This window comes from Citrobacter europaeus, assembly GCA_020099315.1.
In the GTDB taxonomy this organism is placed as follows: Bacteria; Pseudomonadota; Gammaproteobacteria; order Enterobacterales; family Enterobacteriaceae; genus Citrobacter; species Citrobacter europaeus.
Genome location: CP083650.1, coordinates 842,670 through 864,138 on the forward strand (window position 1 = coordinate 842,670; position 21,469 = coordinate 864,138).

At 52.4% G+C, this 21,469-nt stretch carries 21 protein-coding genes and 1 tRNA gene; 14 read left to right on the plus strand and 8 right to left on the minus strand.

Annotated features, from left to right (window positions below; translation table 11 throughout):
* Window positions 1-99: 99 nt before the first annotated feature.
* The gene (locus LA337_03950; protein ID UBI16857.1) at window positions 100-900 is read left to right on the plus strand and encodes an endonuclease/exonuclease/phosphatase family protein; all 801 of its coding nucleotides are present in this window, start codon (window positions 100-102) and stop codon (window positions 898-900) included.
* Between the two features lie 76 nt (window positions 901-976).
* Window positions 977-1,747 (plus strand): class I SAM-dependent methyltransferase, encoded by a 771-nt coding sequence (locus tag LA337_03955; GenBank protein UBI16858.1) that lies wholly within the window; start codon window positions 977-979, stop codon window positions 1,745-1,747.
* Window positions 1,748-1,796: 49 nt separating this feature from the next.
* Here LA337_03955 and mltD read toward each other — a convergent pair whose 3' ends face one another.
* Window positions 1,797-3,155, minus strand: coding sequence for a murein transglycosylase D (gene mltD, locus LA337_03960; GenBank protein ID UBI16859.1), 1,359 nt, complete (start codon window positions 3,153-3,155; stop codon window positions 1,797-1,799).
* Between the two features lie 71 nt (window positions 3,156-3,226).
* Window positions 3,227-3,982, minus strand: a complete 756-nt coding sequence (gene gloB / locus LA337_03965; GenBank protein UBI16860.1) for a hydroxyacylglutathione hydrolase — start codon at window positions 3,980-3,982, stop codon at window positions 3,227-3,229.
* A 33-nt stretch (window positions 3,983-4,015) separates the two neighbouring features.
* Here gloB and LA337_03970 point away from each other — a divergent pair, with 33 nt between their 5' ends.
* Complete coding sequence (locus LA337_03970; GenBank protein UBI16861.1) at window positions 4,016-4,738, plus strand: class I SAM-dependent methyltransferase; 723 nt, start codon at window positions 4,016-4,018, stop codon at window positions 4,736-4,738.
* Here LA337_03970 and rnhA read toward each other — a convergent pair.
* Window positions 4,735-5,202, minus strand: a complete 468-nt coding sequence (gene rnhA / locus LA337_03975) for a ribonuclease HI (GenBank protein ID UBI16862.1) — start codon at window positions 5,200-5,202, stop codon at window positions 4,735-4,737. The two genes, LA337_03970 and rnhA, sit on opposite strands and share 4 nt — an antisense overlap.
* Window positions 5,203-5,266: 64 nt before the next feature.
* Here rnhA and dnaQ point away from each other — a divergent pair, with 64 nt between their 5' ends.
* Together dnaQ and LA337_03985 are read left to right on the plus strand one after the other, a co-directional pair.
* On the plus strand, window positions 5,267-5,995 hold the full coding sequence (gene dnaQ, locus LA337_03980; GenBank protein ID UBI16863.1) for a DNA polymerase III subunit epsilon: 729 nt from the start codon (window positions 5,267-5,269) through the stop codon (window positions 5,993-5,995).
* 133 nt (window positions 5,996-6,128) lie between these two features.
* Window positions 6,129-6,205, plus strand: a tRNA-Asp gene (locus tag LA337_03985).
* A gap of 153 nt (window positions 6,206-6,358) precedes the next feature.
* Here the strand turns inward: LA337_03985 and LA337_03990 are convergent.
* Window positions 6,359-6,877: a hypothetical protein gene (locus tag LA337_03990; protein UBI16864.1), complete on the minus strand. Its 519-nt coding sequence runs from the start codon at window positions 6,875-6,877 to the stop codon at window positions 6,359-6,361.
* A gap of 1 nt (window position 6,878) precedes the next feature.
* A complete protein-coding gene (locus LA337_03995; GenBank protein UBI16865.1) occupies window positions 6,879-7,562 on the minus strand; it encodes a winged helix-turn-helix domain-containing protein in 684 nt (227 codons plus the stop codon).
* A 750-nt stretch (window positions 7,563-8,312) separates the two neighbouring features.
* On the opposite strand from LA337_03995, the gene LA337_04000 reads away from it, so the two are divergent.
* From LA337_04000 to LA337_04040, 9 genes are all read left to right on the plus strand, one after another.
* Window positions 8,313-8,861, plus strand: a complete 549-nt coding sequence (locus LA337_04000) for a type 1 fimbrial protein (protein ID UBI16866.1) — start codon at window positions 8,313-8,315, stop codon at window positions 8,859-8,861.
* A 69-nt stretch (window positions 8,862-8,930) separates the two neighbouring features.
* Window positions 8,931-9,479: a type 1 fimbrial protein gene (locus LA337_04005; protein UBI16867.1), complete on the plus strand. Its 549-nt coding sequence runs from the start codon at window positions 8,931-8,933 to the stop codon at window positions 9,477-9,479.
* A gap of 41 nt (window positions 9,480-9,520) precedes the next feature.
* The gene (locus LA337_04010) at window positions 9,521-11,992 is read left to right on the plus strand and encodes a fimbria/pilus outer membrane usher protein (protein UBI16868.1); all 2,472 of its coding nucleotides are present in this window, start codon (window positions 9,521-9,523) and stop codon (window positions 11,990-11,992) included.
* Between the two features lie 26 nt (window positions 11,993-12,018).
* Window positions 12,019-12,795, plus strand: coding sequence for a fimbria/pilus periplasmic chaperone (locus LA337_04015; GenBank protein ID UBI16869.1), 777 nt, complete (start codon window positions 12,019-12,021; stop codon window positions 12,793-12,795).
* A 12-nt stretch (window positions 12,796-12,807) separates the two neighbouring features.
* Window positions 12,808-13,413: a type 1 fimbrial protein gene (locus LA337_04020; protein ID UBI16870.1), complete on the plus strand. Its 606-nt coding sequence runs from the start codon at window positions 12,808-12,810 to the stop codon at window positions 13,411-13,413.
* Window positions 13,410-14,474, plus strand: coding sequence for a fimbrial protein (locus tag LA337_04025; GenBank protein UBI16871.1), 1,065 nt, complete (start codon window positions 13,410-13,412; stop codon window positions 14,472-14,474). The genes LA337_04020 and LA337_04025 overlap by 4 nt, the downstream gene beginning before the upstream one ends.
* A 9-nt stretch (window positions 14,475-14,483) precedes the next feature.
* Complete coding sequence (locus tag LA337_04030; protein UBI16872.1) at window positions 14,484-15,026, plus strand: type 1 fimbrial protein; 543 nt, start codon at window positions 14,484-14,486, stop codon at window positions 15,024-15,026.
* Between the two features lies 1 nt (window position 15,027).
* Window positions 15,028-16,695, plus strand: coding sequence for a Wzy polymerase domain-containing protein (locus LA337_04035; GenBank protein UBI16873.1), 1,668 nt, complete (start codon window positions 15,028-15,030; stop codon window positions 16,693-16,695).
* 1 nt (window position 16,696) lies between these two features.
* Window positions 16,697-17,416 (plus strand): EAL domain-containing protein, encoded by a 720-nt coding sequence (locus tag LA337_04040; GenBank protein ID UBI16874.1) that lies wholly within the window; start codon window positions 16,697-16,699, stop codon window positions 17,414-17,416.
* A 15-nt stretch (window positions 17,417-17,431) separates the two neighbouring features.
* On the opposite strand, the gene LA337_04045 is transcribed toward LA337_04040, so the two are convergent.
* From LA337_04045 to fadE, 3 genes are all read right to left on the minus strand, one after another.
* On the minus strand, window positions 17,432-17,842 hold the full coding sequence (locus LA337_04045) for a Spy/CpxP family protein refolding chaperone (GenBank protein ID UBI16875.1): 411 nt from the start codon (window positions 17,840-17,842) through the stop codon (window positions 17,432-17,434).
* A gap of 179 nt (window positions 17,843-18,021) precedes the next feature.
* Entirely contained in the window at window positions 18,022-18,789 is a 768-nt protein-coding gene (locus LA337_04050) for an amidohydrolase (GenBank protein ID UBI16876.1), read from the minus strand.
* 110 nt (window positions 18,790-18,899) lie between these two features.
* Window positions 18,900-21,344, minus strand: a complete 2,445-nt coding sequence (gene fadE, locus LA337_04055) for an acyl-CoA dehydrogenase FadE (GenBank protein UBI16877.1) — start codon at window positions 21,342-21,344, stop codon at window positions 18,900-18,902.
* Window positions 21,345-21,469 lie beyond the last annotated feature (125 nt).

Consider the following 21,469-nt stretch of genomic DNA (forward strand, 5'->3'; position numbering starts at 1 on the left):
ACTGCAATTGTTCGTTGAAAGTGAGTGCTAAAATCCCTATAACAGAAGAACCAGTCCGGCTGCGGACTGGTTGACGTTACAGAGGTTTGAAAGTCTAAAGTGCGAAAAAACACCTATGCCATGCGTTATGTTGCCGGACAACCCGCCGAGCGGATTTTACCGCCGGGGTCGTTTGCGCATATTGGCCAGGCATTACCTGCAGGCGTACCGTTAAGCAGTGAAGATCGCATTCGCGTGCTGGTATGGAATATTTTTAAACAGCAGCGCGCAGAATGGCAGTCGGTGCTGAAGAATTTTGGCAAAGACGCGCATCTGGTGTTATTGCAGGAAGCACAAACCACGCCTGAACTGGTGCAGTTTGCGACCGCTAACTATCTTGCTGCCGACCAGGTTCCCGCCTTTGTGTTGCCTCAGCATCCCTCTGGCGTCATGACGCTCTCTGCTGCCCATCCTGTTTACTGTTGTCCATTGCGCGAGCGTGAGCCTATTTTACGGCTGGCGAAATCGGCTCTGGTAACGGTGTATCCGCTGCCTGACTCTCGGTTATTAATGGTGGTGAATATCCACGCGGTTAACTTTAGCCTTGGCGTTGATGTTTATAGTAAGCAGTTACTTCCCATTGGCGATCAGATTGCTCATCACAGCGGTCCGGTGATCATGGCCGGTGATTTTAATGCCTGGAGCCGCCGACGGATGAATGCGCTGTACCGCTTTGCGCGTGAAATGTCGCTGCGCCAGGTGCGCTTTACCGACGATCAGCGCCGCCGCGCGTTTGGTCGTCCTCTCGACTTTGTGTTCTATCGCGGTCTGAACGTGAGTGAAGCCTCTGTGCTGGTCACCCGCGCCTCCGACCACAACCCGCTACTCGTTGAATTCAGTCCCGGCAAACCTGAACAATAACGGTGTGTCAGGTCTGCCGTAGGGCAGGCCTGTGATGGTTGCCCTTCCTATTTCACAACAACCGAAGGACAACACAATGACAACACGCTCTCACCATGACAATGTCGAAAAACAGTTTGGCTCTCAGGCGAATGCCTACTTAACCAGTGCGGTGCACGCCTCTGGCCGTGACTTGCAACGTCTGGGGGAAAGGTTGTCGGCATTTCCGCGAGCCCACGTTTTGGATATGGGATGCGGAGCGGGGCATGCCAGCTTTGTGGCCGCGCAACACGTAAAGCAGGTAGTGGCGTATGATTTATCCTCGCAAATGCTTGAGGTGGTCGCTGAGGCGGCAAAAGGCAGAGGTCTGGATAATATCGCCACGCGGCAGGGATATGCCGAAAGTCTGCCATTTGAAGATAACGAATTTGACGTGGTGATTAGCCGTTATTCTGCGCATCACTGGCATGATGTCGGTCGCGCCCTGCGGGAAGTGAACCGCATTCTGAAGCCCGGCGGTGTGCTGATTGTGATGGATGTGATGTCGCCGGGCCATCCTGTGCGTGATATCTGGTTGCAAACTGTAGAAGCGTTACGCGATACCTCACACGTACGCAACTATTCCAGCGGAGAGTGGCTGTCGTTAATCAACGACGCTAATCTGATTGCCGATACAGTGTTAACCGATCGTCTGGCACTGGAGTACAGTTCGTGGGTGGCGCGGATGCGCACGCCTGCAGCGTTGAGCGACGCGATTCGCGTATATCAACAAAGTGCTTCTGCACAAGTGAAAGCCTACTTTGCGTTACAGGAGGATGGCTCATTTACCAGCGACACGATAATGGTTGAGGCACATAAAGCGGGATAAATAAAAAAGGCACTGGGGGGGAACCAGTGCCTTCATTTCTACAATGCGATCAGGAGTCCGGCATGTCGTTGTTTTTCACAAACAACGTTAGCTGATCGCCAGGCTGTAGATTATTCGTATCACTATTCCAGCGCATCACATCCTTGATGTTAACCCCGTGGCGTTTGGCAATGCTCGAGAGCGAGTCGCCTTTACGCACACGATAGGTGATGCTATCGCTGTTGTTCGCCAGACGCTGTGCGCTGGTACCTGCGCCCACGGTCAGATTCTGGCCCACTTTCAGCGACGACCCGCGCAGATTATTCCACTGCTTAAGGTCATTGGTGCTCACGCCAAGACGTGAAGCGACGCCAGAAAGCGTATCGCCAGAGCGAACTTTGTAGCTACGGCTGTTCAGCGGCGTGTTATCCGCAACCAGCGTTGACTGCACGGCTGCAATTTCGCCTGAAGCCAGAGACTCACGCAGCTTCTCTGCATGCTTCTTTGGCACCATCACATATTGCGGGCCGCTGGCACCCAACGTGGAGCCTTTCACGCCGGCATTAAAGGTCTTCAGCTTGCTGACGGAAATCCCCGCCATATCCGCAACCTGAGCCATTTCAACCGGGCTACTCAGGCGAACACGCGCCAACGCGCGGCTTTCGTCTGTTGTTGGCAGACGCACGCCATAGCGTTTGCTGTTTTTGAGTATATCGCTCAATGCCAGCATTTTGGGCACGTATAGCTTCGTTTCCTGAGGCAATGGCAACGACCAGAAGTCAGTGGGTTTTCCACGGGCTTTGTTCGTTTTAATTGCCTTCATGACACGACCTTCACCGCTATTATAAGCAGCAACGGTCAGCAGCCAGTCGCCATCAAACATCTTGTTCAGACGCTGCATCATGTCCAGTGCGGCGGTGGTGGAAGCCACAACGTCGCGACGTGCATCATAATTGCGGGTCTGTTTTAAACCATAATTGCGCCCCGTGCTCGGAATGATCTGCCAAATACCTGCGGCATTGGCGCCAGACGTTGCGTGAGGATCAAAAGCGCTCTCCACTATGGGTAGTAGTACCAGTTCCATTGGCATGTTACGTTTCTTAACCTGCCCGGCTATCCAGTACATATACGGCTCTGCCCGTAAAGTTACATCGTGGAGATAGCTCTTATTGCGTAAATACTTCTGTTTCTGTTCGCGAATCCGGTTGTTTTCCGGAATTCCCATCTTTAGCTCGTCACCAATGAAAGCCCACAAATCTTGATCAGCAGCGATAGATGTTCCGTCGTCCATCCATCGCGCCTGACTTGTAAACTTTCCTGCTTCCCCTTGACCAGCTGCAGAAAGGCTCTGTGCGTGTTGTTGGACGTTACCAGTATTCTGGCACCCAACAAGCAGGACAGAGGCGAGTAATATCGCTTTTGCCTTCATGTGTGTGTCAATAGTTGCTTAAAAGACGACCGATCATAACGGCGAAGTTTTCAAAAGGCAACCCGGAATTGTCAGAACGTATCTTTCTTTGACCTTAACCAGGCAAAACGCTCTTCAGGTTGTTGCAATATTGTTTCTTTGTTGATTTCATCAATTAAATCAACATCTTCTGTTCTCAAAAAAAGATTAATTCGTCGCTCATTTTTCAGAATTACGGGTAGTGTCATTTGTTTTTTTACGCGTAACTCATTAACTTTACGATAATATTCATTTATGAACGAATCGTGCGGCAGAATGCTTAAAGCAAACTTCATATTTGCTAATGTGTATTCATGTGCGCAACAAATCAATGTGTCGTCAGGAAGTGAGTTTAGTTTTTTAAGTGATTGATACATTTGGGATGGTGTGCCTTCAAAAAGCCGGCCGCAGCCTCCAGAAAAGAGCGTGTCGCCACAAAATAGATAAGGCTGACTAAAGTAACAGATATGTCCTAAAGTGTGACCCGGAGTGGCAATTACCGTAAATTCATGCCCCAAAACGAGTGCAATATCGCCATCTTCGACTATATGCGTCGTTCCCTTATCTTGCGTTTCAGCCGGTCCGTATACCACTATGTGTGGGAAATGTTGCAGTAGCTCTTTTACGCCGCCCACGTGATCCTGATGATGGTGGGTCAGCAGAATGGCTTCGGGAACCCAGTTATGTTCTGCAATGGCTTTCAGCACGGGAGCTGCTTCACCCGGGTCCACAATCAGACAATGTTTGTCATTATTCGACAGGACCCAGATGTAATTGTCCTGAAATGCAGGAATACTGTTAAGATTCATAGATTACCTCTCAATGCGTAACGGAAGGTTGTGATGAAACCGGCAAGGATCCCTCAAACTGTCGTAGCGCCCGTTAGCTGGGGTGATTTACCCTGGGGCGAACACTATCGTCAGGCGCTGGAGCATCAGCTTAACCCGTGGTTTGCAAAAATGTACGGATTTCATCTGCTTAAGATTGGTAATTTAAGCGCAGAAATCGATTCTGAAGCGTGCGCGGTTTCTCATCAGGTAAATGTTTCTTTGCAAGGCTCTCCCATACAGGTAACGGCCGATCCTTTACATCTTCCCTTTGCCGATAAGTCCGTAGATGTCTGTTTGTTAGCGCATACGCTACCGTGGTGTTCCGATCCGCATCGCCTACTGCGTGAAGCCGATCGCGTGCTGATTGATGACGGTTGGTTGATTTTGAGCGGCTTTAACCCGTTAAGCCTGATGGGATTGCGTAAACTGGTACCCATATTGCGCAAGACATCACCCTATAACAGCCGGATGTTTACCCTCATGCGCCAGTTGGACTGGCTCTCATTGCTGAACTTTGAAGTGCTGCATTACAGCCGTTTTCATGTCCTGCCCTGGAACAAGAAGGGGGGGAAAATGTTAAGCGCCCATATTCCTGCACTGGGCTGTTTGCAACTGGTGGTTGCGCGTAAGCGAACCATTCCGCTTACGCTCAATCCGATGAAACAAAATAAAAGCAAAGCGCCTATCCGCCAGGCCGTTGGCGCTACCCGGCAATACCGTAAACCGGACGCTTAAGCCTCAGCCTGATATCCAATATCATCCTGAGAGGGACGCATGGCTGCGGCGCGCGCAAGCTCATCGCAGCGTTCGTTTTCCGGATGGCCCGCATGGCCTTTAACCCATTCCCATTTGATTTGATGCGGCCCCAATGCGGCATCAAGACGTTTCCACAGATCGACGTTCTTCACCGGTTTTTTATCTGCTGTTTTCCAGCCGCGCTTCTTCCAGTTGTGGATCCACTGCGTTATGCCCTGGCGCACATACTGGCTGTCCGTGCTGAGTATCACTTCACACTGTTCTTTCAGCGCTTCCAGCGCAACGATTGCCGCCATCAGCTCCATGCGATTATTGGTGGTGAGGTTGTAGCCTTCGCTAAAGGTTTTTTCGCGCCCGCGATAACGTAAAATCGCCCCATAACCACCTGGCCCTGGATTTCCCAGGCAAGAACCATCGGTGAAAATTTCTACCTGTTTAAGCATCTCTGGTAGACTTCCTGTTTTAGCAAATCGAAATCAAACGATAAGTCTGACATAAATGACCGTTATGAGCACTGGAATTACACGACAGATCGTCCTCGATACCGAAACCACCGGTATGAACCAGATTGGCGCCCACTACGAAGGCCACAAGATCATTGAGATCGGTGCGGTTGAAGTGGTCAACCGCCGCCTGACCGGAAATAACTTCCACGTTTATCTGAAGCCGGATCGGCTGGTGGATCCGGAAGCGTTTGGCGTACACGGAATCGCAGACGAATTCCTGCTTGATAAACCTACGTTTGCCGATGTAGCCGATGAGTTTCTCGACTACATGCGCGGCGCGGAACTGGTCATCCATAACGCATCGTTCGATATCGGCTTTATGGATTACGAATTCGCTAAGCTCAGGCGGGATATTCCGAAGACGAACGAATTCTGCAAAATAACCGATAGCCTGGCGCTGGCGAGGAAAATGTTTCCTGGCAAGCGAAACAGCCTTGATGCGTTGTGCTCGCGCTATGAGATAGACAACAGTAAACGAACCCTGCACGGCGCATTGCTCGATGCCCAGATTCTGGCCGACGTTTATCTGATGATGACCGGTGGGCAGACCACGATGGCGTTTTCAATGGAAGGTGATAGCCAGCAGCAGAATGACACGGGGATCCAGCGCATTGTCAGACAGTCCAGCAAACTACGCGTTGTTTTTGCCACTGATGAAGAGTTAGCGGCCCATGAGTCACGTCTTGACCTGGTGCAGAAGAAAGGCGGAAGTTGCCTCTGGCGGGCATAGTTTGTACGTTTACCGTAGGAAAATGGCCATTCGGGCGATTTTTGCAGCAAACGATTAAAAACGTGAGAAAAAGCGTTGACGAGGCGCGAGGCAATCCGTAATATTCGCTTCGTTCCCAAGCGGAACACAACGCGGAGTGGTAGTTCAGTTGGTTAGAATACCTGCCTGTCACGCAGGGGGTCGCGGGTTCGAGTCCCGTCCATTCCGCCACTATTCAGAAAGCCTGAATCAGAAATGATTCAGGCTTTCGTCGTTTCAGCCCGCAAAAAAATTCCATTATCATGCCTTATATCGACCGCGCCTGTGCTTTCGGGCGGGCAACACATCAGGTCATCCTTAACCCGACGCATATCCAGAAGGCGATCAACCCGCGAAGTGATTCATCACGCAGGCGAAGCGGGGTGAAAAGTTATCGCCGATAAGAACCGTTTCCTCATTCAGGTGTTTTAGCATATACAGCTTGTCAGCACGTTCGTAAGCGTCGAAGAAAAGATAATCGATGGCATCCGTTGCTTCATCATCCGGGGATTTTTCGCGTCCGTCGGGGGTGAGCATAAAAACGCCGGCGGTATGGCCGAGCGGACGGGCATAGCGAAAGAATAGTTTACGGTTAACAGCAAACTCGCCGTCATCACTTTTGAGTTTCCCTTGTACTGACAATGAGAGGTGCCCGGAGTTGTAGCTGGTAATCAGCATTATTCCGTGGAGTTCCTTTTTGGTATTTTGGATGTCGAGTATCGACGTGAATTCCGAAGAACAGGAAAAACTGATTTCTTGTTTTTTCGCATTCCCGATAATAATAAAAAAAGCGATAGCCGCCAGCCCAAGAATGGCAATTACGACTGACCATAGTAAAGGAGAGTGATCGCTTTCCTGCTTCATATCATTCCTCATGGTGGCGATACTGGCTGATGCAATGGTAATAGCCGAGGTTTAGCCCGCATTCAGCGGCAAACGACCACTCAACCAGATTATGGTTGCTCGCCCAGGTATTAAGGTACAGATCTTTTGGGTGCGAACAGTCGGGGTTGATACCTACGGACTTGAAAATATCCAGCGCTTTTTTTTCGGTTATGGTGTCAGTGAGAGCGTTTCCTAATATATGTACACGGCATTGCTCGTAGTCAATTGTTCGCAGGATCGCCGCGTCCGTCATGGCAATTTCATTGGGTATCCATGTTAACCACGCTGTCGCTACTACGGCGATGCCGGTAATTAACGCTGTTATCGCGACAGGCCACCGGTTTCGTTTCTTTTTGCTGGGCGTCGATGCAACATGGGCAATTCTGGTAGGCGCTTGTGCTTCTTCCAGTAGCTGAATATTGATATTGGCGTCGCCCATCCGAAATCCCATACGCGGAATGGTGACGATGAGTTCTGCAGGATGGCCCGTAGACGTTATTGCTTTGCGCAGAAATGAAATGTGCTGGTTGAGATTCGCATCCGTCGCTCTGGCGCCATTATGCTGGAAAACATTCAGCAGAATTTCATCGCGTGAGGATATCTCTTTACCATTTTGCAACAGATAGAGCAGTAATTGTGTTGCCGCATTGTTCAATGTGGCCATTTCACCAGATGCCAGGTCTTTTAGGGTATTTTTATGTGGTCTGAAAACTAAGCCATCACCAATAATTACGGATTTAATTTTGTTTATTGGTATATGAGAAATCACTGATGTCTCCTTTAAAGCAGGATATCTCGCATTCGAGTGGGGGAAGCAATAGCATAACATAATTCATTTATAAAAAATGGTTGTACCATAGATCGCTTTATTAATATTTATATAACAATCCTTTAATATCTTTTATAGACACCGCCAATCTCCTTCCCCTCATTCACTATCTTATTGTCATTACTCGCTTTTGATATCCAATTTCATTTTTACAAAACTTTCATAAATACATTTTGCCCATTATTTGGCATAAATAAAAAAATATTTGATAGATAAAAACTCTATAAAAACTATTAATAGTAGATATTAACACTGACTTTTGCGTGTTTTATGGCGATTTTTTAGGTAAACGATCGGTCCTAAGACAGTGTTACAACACGATTCCCTGAGTTTGATTAATACCGGATTTTTGCATTGTGTCATTTTTTCGTCGACTTAATATAAGCCCCGAAACAGCGTAAACACCTGTGGACGGTATTTCGGATGGAATACCAATGAAGTTCAAAATACGGGGTGGCTTGAGATGGATTGTTTGCAAGGATATGCACTACCGCCGCCTGCAGATCAGGGTTTCCCTTGCATAAATTGTTTGCGGAAATAGATCGTCGGAATAACCAAAAAACAGATATAAGGTTAAGTAGTAATATGAAAATGAAAAACGTGGCTGTGGCCTGTGCGCTGATGGCGGGAATGACTTTTACTGCATCTTCTGCTTTCGCTGCAAAAAATGTTGAACCGACTAACGGTAAAATTCACTTCACTGGTTCTCTGGTTAATTCCGCGTGCGGTCTGGCCCCAGAATCCAGCCCGGTGCAGGTAAATTTTGGCGAAATCCCAACTTCTCAGTTAAAAGACAACCAACGTGCTGGCGTTAAGCATGCCAAAATCGTTCTGCAGGGCTGTGATACGACCGTTGCAAAAACGGCTACCGTGACCTATACCCCGGCAACAATTGATTCCGATAACAACGCGCTGGCTGCGTTCACCTCGGGTACTGCAAAGGGCGCGGGCATTGGTATGGTTGACAGTGGCAACCAGGACGTGGAATGGGGCAAAGCGGCCTCTCAGGTCAACATTACCGATGGCGAAACCGACATTGATTTCGTCGCTTACCTGCAGGCAAACAACGCATCTGCAGCGGTAACGCCGGGTGATTTCGAATCCACCGTTAATTTCCAGATCGACTACCAGTAACGATCTGCTGCGGGCGCAATTATGCGCCTGCTTAACCCTTCCTGCGAATAACTGAAAGGAAATGCGGTGATGCCTGGATGGCGTATTTTACTGCTTTTTATCTTCATATCGCCTGCATGGGTTTTGGCTGACACCCATCGTCTTGTCAGTACGCCCGGCAAAATGCGCATGCGGGGAAATATTATTGAGGCTGCCTGTTATGTCGATCCACGCGACCGGTCGCTACTGGTTGAATTTGATGACCTCTCTGCCAGAGATATTTCCGGAAAACCTGAAAAAGTATCTGCGCATGATTTCAGCATTCATTTGCTGGGATGTTCATTAGGGGATTCTCAACACCCCGGGAATCTGTTCCAGCGCGCCAATATTACCTTTTCCGGCGCAGCGGATAATGACAATCCTGATTATCTGAGCGTGCAATCGGAAACTGAAAATTTAGCAATAGAAATATATGACGGCAAAGGACAGCAAATTCATCTGGGCAAGCCATCACCGGACTATCTGCTTAACCCAGGAAAAAACACGCTCAACTTTACGGCTTATTTGATCTCGCGCGACGGAAGAATGACATCCGGCGAATTTACTGCGGTCACGCATTTTGTTGTGAATTATCTCTGAGCTGCACTGCAATTCGGGTATCTGAAGGTTTGCGAACGAAAATGATCACGCTGAAAACAGATAAAAAACGTCTGGCGCTTTTTATTGCTCTGGTCTGTGCCTCTTCATTGGTTGAAGCGGATGAGGCCATTGAATTTAATACCGACGTGCTGGATGCCAGCGACAGGCACAATGTCGATTTGCAGCGTTTTTCCGAAGGCAACTTTGTGACTCCCGGAGAATATCTGCTGGATGTTCGTATTAACAGCCAGGAGATTCCTCAGCAGTCGATCCGTTATATCGTTGATCCTGCCAACCCGCATAAATCCATGGCGTGTCTGACGCCGCAACAACTCGAATTACTGGCGCTCAAGGAAGAGGCGCTAACCTATATTCATCCGATTAGCGCGACCTGCTATGACATTTCCCGTCTGCCGGGTGTGGTGCTGAATAATAGCGCAGGCGTGCTGGATATTACCGTGCCTCAGGCATGGATGAAATATACCGATCCTGACTGGACGCCGCCAGAACGCTGGGATAACGGCGTCGCGGGGCTGATTTTTGACTACAGCGTCTCGGGCCAGGCCACACATTACGAGCAGGGCGGGGATCGCTATCGCTCTCTGTCCGGCTATGGGCAGACAGGCTTTAACCTCGGCGCGTGGCGTTTTCGCGGCCAGTATCAGGCCAATTACGCTTCGGATGATAATCGTGGCCGTATCGACTGGGATCAGATTTATGCCTATCGCCCGTTACCGATGCAGGCTGCAAAACTAACGGTCGGCGAAATCTATCTGAATTCTCAGGTTTTTGATTCGGTGCGTTTCACCGGGGCGAACCTCGCCAGCGACGAGCGTATGCTGCCACCGAATTTGCAGGGCTACGCGCCCGAAGTGCACGGCATCGCCCGCAGTAATGCGAAGGTCACCGTCAGCCAGCAGGGCCGTGTTATCTATCAAACTACCGTTCCTGCGGGGCCATTCAACATTCAGGATCTGCATGGTTCGGTACGCGGCACACTGGATGTTCGCGTCGAAGAGCAGGATGGCAGCGTACAAACCTTTCAGGTTAATACGGCTGATATACCTTACCTGACGCGCCCGGGCTATGTTCGCTACAACGCCGCGGTCGGTAAGCCATCGCGCTATAACCATGATGTTCAGGGGCCTGCGTTTTATAGCGGTGATTTCTCCTGGGGGGTCAGCAATGCGTGGTCGCTGTACGGCGGTGCGTTGCTCACTGGCGATCGTTATAACGCCTGGTCGATGGGAATTGGTCGGGATTTGAGCTGGCTGGGTGCGCTGTCGGCTGATGCGACGCAATCCGTGAGTCGTGTGAAGCATCAGGATGAACAAAAAGGGATGTCCTTTAAGCTAAGCTATGCCAAAACCTTTGATGAGTACAACAGCGCCATCACCTTTGCCGGTTACCGCTTCTCACAGCGTAACTTCCGCACTTTTTCGCAGTTCCTCGACGAGCAGTATGAAAATAACAATAGCGCTGGCAGCGAAAAAGAGATGTACACCATCACCGGCAACAAAACCTTCTTTGCCGACGATACGCACTTAGCGACCACGCTGTACCTGACCTATACCCACCAGAACTATTGGGATCGCGGTTCGCAGGATCGTTATGGGTTATCGATGGGACACAGTTTTTCGTTCGCTGGCATTCAGGGCGTCAGCGCCAACCTTGCGGCTTACCGCTCTGAGTATCAGGGCAAACGGGACGACAGCCTCTCGCTTTCAATTTCGGTGCCATGGAGCGATGGCCGCTCTATGGATTATGAATTGCAGAACAGCGGCAACCAGACCAGCCAGATGGTTTCGTATTCAGATAACCGCGACCGTAACAATCCATGGCGTTTGCGCGCAGGGGTTTCCGGTGAAGGACACACGGCGTTTGATGGTTATTACAAGCACCGCAGCATGATGGCGGAACTGGAATCTAACGTCAGCTGGCAGCAATCACGCTATTTCTCCGTTGGCGGCACGATGCGCGGCGGCTTTACCGCGACGCGTCATGGCGCGGCGCTGCACAACAGCCAGGCGTCAATGAACACTGCCAGGGTGATGGTTGATACCGATGGTGTGGCGAATGTGCCGCTGAACGGCGAACAGGCGCACTCAAACCGCTTCGGTATTGCCGTGGTACCGGACGTTGTCAGTTATCACAGCTTTGATACCCGTATCGATGTGGACGCAATGGACGAGGACATTTCCGCGACCAAAGCCATCATCACCAACACCCTGACGGAGGGGGCGATTGGCTACCAGCGTTTTGCCGTGGCGCAGGGGCAAAAAATGATGGCGCTGCTGCGCCTGAAGGATGGTTCGGTACCGCCGTTTGGCGCCGAAGTGTTTAACGCCAACGGCGTCAGCGTCGCCATGGTGATGGAAAACGGCATGGCCTGGATTGCGGGTGTGAATCCGGCCGAGCGTCTTTCTGTTGCCTGGGCTGGCCGTGCGCAGTGTCACTTACAGGTGCCGCAACAAATCAACCCGGAAGGTAACGTGCTGTTGCCTTGTGAATAATTTCAATAACCTGAATGAATTTTGTCATGAATAATCAAGCTTTTTACTCCGTGCAGCGTTGGCTGAAACCCGTGGCCTGCGGCCTGCTTTTTATTGCAGAGATCAACGCCTCATGGGCAGGTATCGCGCTCGACCGTACCCGCATGATCATCACCGGTGATGCGCGATCTGTCAGTGCGAACTTAACCAATACCAGTCCGAGCATTCCATTCCTGGCCCAGTCGTGGGTGGAAGACGCCACCGGAACAAAAATTACCTCGCCGCTGATGGTCTTACCGCCGCTGCAACGAATTAACGGCGGGCAAAAGGGGATTGCCCGGGTGACGAAAACCAGCGGGATTAACGCTCTGCCCCAGGATCGCGAGAGCCTGTTCTACCTGAACGTTCGTGAAATTCCGCCAAAGCCGGATAAGCCGAATGTGCTGCAACTGGCGATGCAGTCGCGCATCAAATTGTTCTACCGTCCGACTGCTATCGTGCCGGAAACACCTGGCGCCGTGTGGCAAAACCAACTGGTCTTTCACAAACAGGGCCAGCGCTGGAGTGTGGACAACCCAACGCCTTATTTTGTCACCTTAATCGGCTTAAGCCGCAAGCCAGAAACGCAGGGCGGCGGCAGATTGACCGACTTCCCAGGCGTTATGGTTTCACCAAAATCCTCTCTCGATTTCAGCGTGAACGACGGCAGCGTCAGTCAGTTCAGCATGATGTACGTGAACGATTTTGGCGGCCATCCCGAACTGAAATTCAGCTGCACAGGCAATGTGTGTAAAGCATTGCCGATGGAGCAGCAGCCCCGGTAACAGGAATCGTAAATGAAAAAGATGCTTTGCGCCCTGCTGATGGCGGGTATGGCCTGCCAGGCTCAGGCTACCAGTGGTCGCCAGGATATGAGCAACGTGTCCGGCGAGTATGGCAACGTCCGCTTTCATGGCCGGGTCTATGTTTCGCCGTGCGTGCTGGATATGGCTTCACGCGATCAGACCATCAATCTTGGTGATATTTCCGCCAGTCGGTTTCGCCAGGGCGGCGATCGCAGCGAGCCGGTGCTGGTTACGCTGTATCTGAACGGCTGCTTAAAAGGTTCCGGCCACACCTTCAGGGATTTCCCCGGACAGACCAGCGAAATGCCTGAGCTGGCGCACAGCACGGTGGAACGCGGCGTTTCGATGACGCTGATGGCTGAAGGCGCACCGGAAAACAGCGATCTGGGTCGTATTCGCGGTGATGTGCGCGGCGCGGGCATTCGGTTACTGACCGAACGCAACCAGTTGCTTCACCTGAACCAACCGCAACGCATGTGGATCCTCAAGCCGGGCGATAACGCGATCCACTTTCTGGCCGCGCTGGAATCTTTTGGTCCAGAGGTGACCGCCGGAGAATTTAACGGCCTGGTCAGACTTAAGCTGGAGTATCTATGAGCATATTGCGCAACACACTGCTGTGGACGGCCCTGGCTGGTTGTCCGCTGGCCGGGCAGGCATTCACACAGGGGGAAGGTGAGCCGCAGGGAGGATCGCCGCATCAGTACGATATTGAACTGAACTCGCTGGATGTCAGCAAAAACCACGTGGGCGGCAGAACGGAGCCGTTCCCGTGGAATCTGGGCAGTTGGTATGTAGTGGATTTTCACTGCGAACAGGCTGACATCTCCCGACAACCGATTTACTACACCACCACGACCACGATGCCGCCTTCCAATCAGGGGGCGAACCGTTTTCGTCTAAACGAGTATCTGGATGTGGAAGTACAGGTGTGGGTCGCCGGGCGTTATAACAACTACGTTCAGGCGCCTTTTACCAATTTTTCAAATCGTTACAACGATCATAGCTGCAAAAAGCGCAAAGGCTACGAGCGGGCTACCAACATAGAAAGTGGTTCAAAAGGGAAAGTGACGTTTATTGTCACTAAACCCATTATTAATGGCATCAATATTACCTCCCAGTCGCTGGTGGAGGTTGCCGGGCGCCTGGGGGATGCTGGCCCTACGCCGACAACGCCAATTTCCCGCGTGGTGATTAAATCCGGGCTGATTACCGTACCGGACAAATGCACCTTCAATCGGGGAGACAAAATCAGCATTGAGTTTGGCGATCTGCCTGGATCCGCTACAAAGCTCAACGGCACCAACTACAGCAAGCCAATCCCTATACATGTGGTGTGTGAAGGCGGCAGCTTCGATCAGGGCGCGCTGAATATCAATCTTGGCGTGCAAACGACCACGGCCTCAGGCACGGCGGGATTTAACGGTAATCTCCTCGGCACGTTAAGCGGCGGACAAAAACGCGACGATCTCGGCATTATGCTTAAAGACGAGAGCGGCGGCGCCGTCGTGCCCAATCAATTCTACAACGTGAAGGGGTTTTACCAGAATCAGGGCGACTGGAATCTCACCGCCGCACCGGTGGCTAAGCCGGGCGTGGGAAGCGTTAAGGAAGGTGAGTTTGAAGCCTCAGCCACCGTTGTTGCGCAGTTTCAGTAGGGGGATGCCATGAGATTTACGGCGTTAATCGCGACCGGTGTGCTACTGCTTGGCGGCACGGCGCAGGCCGATACCAAACTGGTCGGCGGCGATATGTATTTTCACGGCACCATCAGAGCGCTGGCCTGCAGCCTGGTCCCCGGTGGCGACAAAATCGAGGTCGATTTCAAGCAAATCGCGACGCAGGATCTCTATCTCTCGGGGCGCAGTAAGCCAGAAAAATTCAGTATCCAGTTACGCGACTGCAACCCTGAGGTTTTTCGCGGGATCTCGGTTACCTTCAGCGGTCGTGAGGATGCGGAGCTGGCCGATCATCTGGCGCTGGATAGCAGTGAACAAGGCGGCGCGTCAGGGATCGGTATTGGGATGAGCGAAGAGGACGGCACGGCAATCCGCCTTGATGAGAGCACGTCAGTCAAAGAGATAACGGAAGGCTCGATGACGCTGAATTTTTTGGCGTGGGTCGCGGCGGAGCCATCGGCGATAAAAAATCAGTCTCTCGAATACGGTCCGTTCAGCGCCAGCGGGACCTGGATACTGAACTACCAGTAGCATGATGAACGCACTGAATCGTATTGCGCCGCTGCCTGCGCAAAAATTATTGCTCGGTATTAGTCTGTTTTTCTGGTGCGGGGCAATGCATCTCTACTGGCCGAATAACGGCGGCAGCGGTCTGTCGTTACCGCTTAATATCACGAGCTGGATCTACGCCGTTGTGCTAGTTGCATGCGCATCAGTGCTGGTGCCTCATCAACGCTGGCGCATCACTGTACCTGCCACGGGGTTTACGATGGGGGCGCTCACTCTGACGCTGTTATGCCTGCTTACGCCTGGTGTCTGGCAGTCCGAGGCCCTACTGGTCGCGGGAGCCTTACTGGGAGGCGTTCTCGTCTATCTGGTGACGGTGCAAATTCCGCTCACGGCACGATCCCTGACGACACTGCTGGCCCTGCTCTGGGGGGCGTGCGTCATCGAATGTCTGGCGTTTATCTATCAGTACTGGCATTGGCCGGGCGTTGATTACTGGGAGTTTGCCTGGCGGCGCAGCACGCGGCCCTACGGTATTTTTCAGCAGGTTAATCTGATGGCCAGCTTCACGGCTTGTGGCGTACTGCTGTCAGCCACGCTCTTTTTACGCCTGCGCGACGGGTATCGAATTGTCATCGGGGTTGGCCTGGTGATGATGGGATTTGTGCTGCATGAATCCCAGTCGCAAACCGGTTACCTCTCTGTGGCGATCGGTGAGGCGCTGCTGTTGATGGTTTTCCCGACGCAGCGCCGTCCGTTGTTGCTACTCCTGTTGCCGCTGGCGTCAGGCATGGCGGCGGGGTCGCTCGCCCGCCATTTTTTGTCCGTCGCTACGGTCGATCACTTCACCACTTCCCAGGTGCGCTGGACGGTGCTCAAAACGTCGCTGGCATTATTTACCGAACGCCCGTGGACGGGGTGGGGCGTGGGCAGCTTTGCTTCTGTGTTTCTCGAACGCGCGGGGCCATTGGGGCTGAGCAGTATCTCGCATCCGCACAACGAACTGGTGTTATGGCTGGTGGAGGGCGGTCTGGTTGGGCTGGTGGGCGCGCTGTGTTTTATTGCGAGTGGTTTCTGGCTCTGGAAGCATGGGAATCGTTGGCGTCGCGCCTGTCTGGTGGCGGCGCTGCCGGTGGTGATTCATATGTTGACGGAATACCCCGTCAGGCAGTCAACGCCACACTGGTTACTGCTGATCCTGCTGCTTCGTTGCGCAGACCTCCCGTTAAAAGGGGCTCGCCTGACGCTTACGTCAACGTCGTTGTTGCGCGGACTGGCACTGATCTCGTTTTTGGCCTTCACACCATTGTTGCTTCTCTCGCTGCGCACGCAACAGCAATTGACGCTGGCGGAGCGGCAGTCAGCGCAGTGGCGTCTGGCTGAGCCGCTCCCTGTGGGAGGCTGGCTCCTTGCCACTCGCTACCGGTTTGATGTCCAGATGGGATATCTGCAGCGCTATCAGCGCTCCCGGGATGCTCGCTGGCTTGAAGCGGTCCGCCGCTGGGCGCCTGACTATGTGCTCGTTCACCCCGATCCGAACGTCTCTTTCACGCAAATCTTACTGGCGTTGCAGCAACGCGACCTGGTCGAGGCGCATCGTCTGGCGAGGCGCTTTTACCTGACGTATCCGAATGATCGCCGTATCCCGTGGCTGCAGGATGCACGACGTCCTTTTAATCAAAAAATGGAATGATATGAACAGACTCAGCGAACAGGCCCGCTATGTACCAGAGCTTCCCCGCAACGCCGAACTGCTGCGGATCACCGGGATCCGTTTGCAACGCATTCATTTTTTTGATGATCCATCGCTGGATGTCTGCGAAGTGTTAAGCCAGGTACGTACGCCGCTACCACTGGATCTTTTTTTCAAGCATCTTTCTATCACGGCAAAACAGCAGCTATTCCTGTGGCAAATGCGGCGGGTGTTGGCACTCTCAGGAAGCTTTTCGCTGAATTTATCCGTCAGGATGTTGACCTGCCTGCCATGGATTGCGCAGCTCGCCCGGCAGGCGCATCAGGGGCGGATTGTTATCGAGATTCAGGATCCAGGCACCATGATGCGCCTGGAAAAGGCAGAACAGCAGACCGTATGCATGGCCGTAAAAACCCTGATACGCCATGGTTTTCGCATGTGGCTGGATGACGTTTCACCCGAGCTATTTTTTGTCTGGCGGCTGTCTGGCATCCGTTTCGATGCCATCAAAATTGAAAGCGAAATGTTTCATCAGTTCAGGACATCAGAGTGGCAGTTGAGGGTACTGGTCAATCAATTTCGCGGGCTGGGAGACCGAGTTGTTGTCGAGGGAGTGGAAACGCCGCAGGATTATGCCATTTGCCGCATGAGCGGCGCAGACGCGGTGCAGGGATTTCTGTTTGAGCAGGAAGTTTTACCGAAAAGCCTGAACCATTGCTGATTCAGGCCCTGGTCATTACTCGCTCAGCGTCTGTGCGATATCTTTTTGCACCTGCTGGCGCTGTGCTGGGGTCAGCACTTTGTTCAGATCAAAATAGTATTTCACGCGATAATAACGTGCCTGTTGTTCGATGTTGCTGAAAGCAGAAAGCTGTTTCTTGACGGCAGCTTCATCCCATTTCCCGGACTTGATGACGTCAATCAACGCGCCGTCTTTAACATCTTTCACCGAAATCTGGCTAACGTTGGTTTCAAGCTGCTGGTGCAGTTTTTTAATCTGCGCAACCTGGTCGGTGCTTAACTTAAGGTGCTGAACTATCGGATCCTGGGCGGGAGCCGGAACATTAGATGTCGTTGCTGCAAGCGTGCTAAAAGAAGCGCCAGCCACGGTAACTGCCAGCAAAGTCATGCGTATGAAGTTCTTCATTATTGAAATCCTGATAAGGGAATTATCGACATTGTCTGCCACTCGCTGGTTACGAGTGATTATCCTTTGCAGAATACGATGCCCGCCGCATGTCGCCACGCGAATTTGTTTTGCGGTTGGTTACGGAGTGAAACAATCCCGCCACGGAAAATGTTGTGCAGCGGGAGTGAAGGCGAGAGTTATAGCGTGAACGGGTCGGCGTCTTGCCAGGCGGGAAACTTCTCGCGATACTCGCGCAGCGCCGAGAGTGACAGTTCTGCGTCAATGCGTGTGGCCTGATGCGGCTCGGCGGTGGCAATAATCTCACCCTGCGGATTAATCACCCGGCTGTCACCGCGATAATGATGGCCGTTCCCGTCAGTGCCCACGCGGTTACATCCTGCTACATAAGCCTGGTTCTCAATCGCCCGTGCTGTGAGCAGAACCTGCCAGTGCAGCGAACGCGGCGCCGGCCAGTTGGCGACATACAATGCCAGGTCGTAATCGTTGCGGTTGCGCGACCACACTGGAAAACGCAGGTCATAACAGACCAACGGCAGAATACGCCAGCCGCGCCATTCAAAAATATCCCGCGCGTCACCTGCCTGGTAATACTGGTGCTCATCCGCCATGCGGAACAGATGGCGCTTATCATAGAAATGGACATGACCTTCGGGTTCGACCAGTAAAAAGCGGTTGACCGGGCCGCGTTCAGACTGGAGAGCGGCGCTGCCTGCAATGAGGGCGTTGGTCTGCTGCGCCTTAGCGCGCATCCAGCTTACAACCTCTTCCTGCGCCAGCGATTTACTTGCCGCTTCCATGGCAAATCCACTGGTAAACATCTCGGGCAACACAATGACATCACGTCCTGTGACGGTTTCCAGTTGACGGTCGAAATGGCGCAGGTTGGCCGGGCCATCCATCCAGATCAGCGGTTGTTGCAGCAGAGTAATTTTCAAACCAGGCACGATCAAGGCTCCTCGTTGAACAACATTTTGACACTGTAACATGAGCTTTAACGAAAATGTGGCAATAAAAAGCCCCGCATTAAGCGGGGCCCGGCATTGTGCGTGTGTCGTTATGCGGCTTCGATTTTACGCACCTTCTCTGGCAACTTTACCGGCTGAGTTGCCAGCTCCTCGGGTTCAAAGTCATCCACGTTGATGCTGCGCAGACGGCTCGCCTCGGCTTTCACCAGAATCGCGGCTTCGTCTTTATCAATCAGTCCTTTAGCCAGCGCATTGTGCGCCAGTTCATCCAGGCGGGTAAACGGCAGGTTCTTACCCAGCTCTTTGCAGATCCGCTGGTGGATAGGGTCAGCTGCAATCACATCCAGCAGAGCCTCTTCCAGCAAACCAACCGGGTTATGCTCGCTTGGCGTCAGGTATTGACCACGACCAAGACGAGAACGGGTGGCGCTTGGAACCTGCAAAATCTTCGCGACTTTATGATCCAATTTGTCTGACGGTGCATGGTAGTGGCGACCGGTAGGGAAGATAACCACATTCAGCAAGCCAGCGACCAGACGGTTCGGGAAGTTTATCAGCAGGTCGTCCATCGCCTGTTCCGCTTTGTACAACGCATCCTGAACGCCCCAGTGAACCAACGGCAGGTCGGCTTCATTACGGCCTTCATCGTCATAACGTTTCAGTACCGCGGAGGCCAGATACAGCTGACTTAACACATCGCCCAGACGCGCGGAGATACGTTCACGGCGCTTCAGGCTACCGCCCAGTACGGCCATGGATACATCTGAAAGCAGCGCCAGGTTGGCGCTCAGACGGTTCAGGTGCTGGTAGTAACGTTTGGTCGCATCGCCGGTTGGCGTGCTGCTGGTTAAGCCGCGCGTCAGGCCAAGCCAGAAGCTGCGTACTTTGTTACTGCCGACGTGACCGATGTGTTTGAACAGCAGCTTATCGAACGCATTCACATCGTTACTCTGTGCCGCAGCCATCTCTTCCAGTACATACGGATGGCAGCGAATAGCACCCTGACCGAAGATCATCATGCTACGGGTCAGAATGTTGGCGCCTTCAACGGTAATAGCGATTGGCGCGCCCTGATAAGCACGGGCGAGGAAGTTGCTTTCGCCAAGCATAATGCCTTTACCGCCAGTGATATCCATGGCATCGATGATTGACTGCTGCCCACGGTGGGTACAGTGATACTTCACGATAGCCGACAGCACCGCCGGTTTTTCACCCAGCATAATACCGTAGGTAATCAGCGACGCCGCAGCATCCATCACGTAGGCGTTACCCGCAATACGCGCCAACGGCTCTTCAATACCTTCCATCTTGCCGATAGAGATTTTGAACTGGCGACGAATGTGCGCATACGCGCCGGTTGCCATCGCGACGGATTTCACGCCGCCCGTCGAGTTAGACGGCAGGGTAATACCGCGTCCCACGGACAGACATTCCACCAGCATGCGCCAGCCCTGACCGGCCATTTTCGGGCCACCGATGATGTAATCAATCGGTACGAACACATCTTTACCGAGGGTCGGACCGTTCTGGAACGGTACGTTCAGCGGGAAGTGGCGACGCCCAATTTGTACGCCCGGCGTTGAGGTTGGGATCAGCGCACAGGTAATACCGAGATCTTCTTCACCACCCAGCAGTTTTTCCGGGTCGGAAAGTTTAAATGCCAGACCCAGTACGGTAGCGATAGGGGCCAGCGTAATATAACGTTTGTTCCAGGTCAGGCGCATACCCAGCACCTGCTGACCCTGCCAGTCGCCCATACAAACCACGCCGGTATCAGGGATAGCACCTGCGTCGGAGCCTGCTTCCGGGCTGGTCAGAGCAAAGCATGGGATCTCCTGACCACGAGCCAGACGCGGCAGGTAATGATTTTTCTGCTCTTCGGTGCCGTAATGTTGCAGCAGTTCGCCTGGACCTAATGAGTTAGGTACGCCAACGGTGATCGCCAGGATCCCGGATACGCCGGAGAGTTTCTGCAGAACGCGTGCCTGAGCATAGGCGGAGAATTCCAGCCCGCCGTACTCTTTCTTAATAATCATCGCGAAGAAGCGGTGTTCTTTCAGATACGCCCACAGTTCCGGGGGCAGATCCGCGAGTTCATGGGTTATCTGGAAGTCGTTCGCCATGCGGCACGCTTCTTCAACTGGACCATCAATAAACGCTTGTTCTTCAGCGGTCAGATGCGGCTGAGGATAGTTATGCAGTTTTTTCCAGTCAGGCTTGCCCTGGAACAGGTCGCCTTCCCACCAGGTCGTACCGGCATCAATCGCTTCTTTCTCGGTGCGGGACATCGGCGGCATGACTTTACGGAAACCGCGGAACACCGGCGCAGAGATCATGGATTTGCGCATCGGCGTAAAGTTAAACGGTACGAGGATAATGGCCAGAGGAACCAGCAACCAGACTGACCACAGGCCAGCCACGCCAAGCGCAGCCGTCCAGGCGAGCAAAATTAAGCTGCTGAGGAATAAGCTCACGCGGTGATAAAACAGAACGCTGAGCAGAACAACCGTAGCGATAATACTCAAAATCATCATAACGAAAAGCTCCCTTGCTTGTAGGAGGTCTGACCACTTGTGATGATATGGTTGTAGTGGATGTAAATTCTTTTAGCAATGTGTTTACAAAATAATTACAACAAAGCTCACATTGTTGCCGTTTT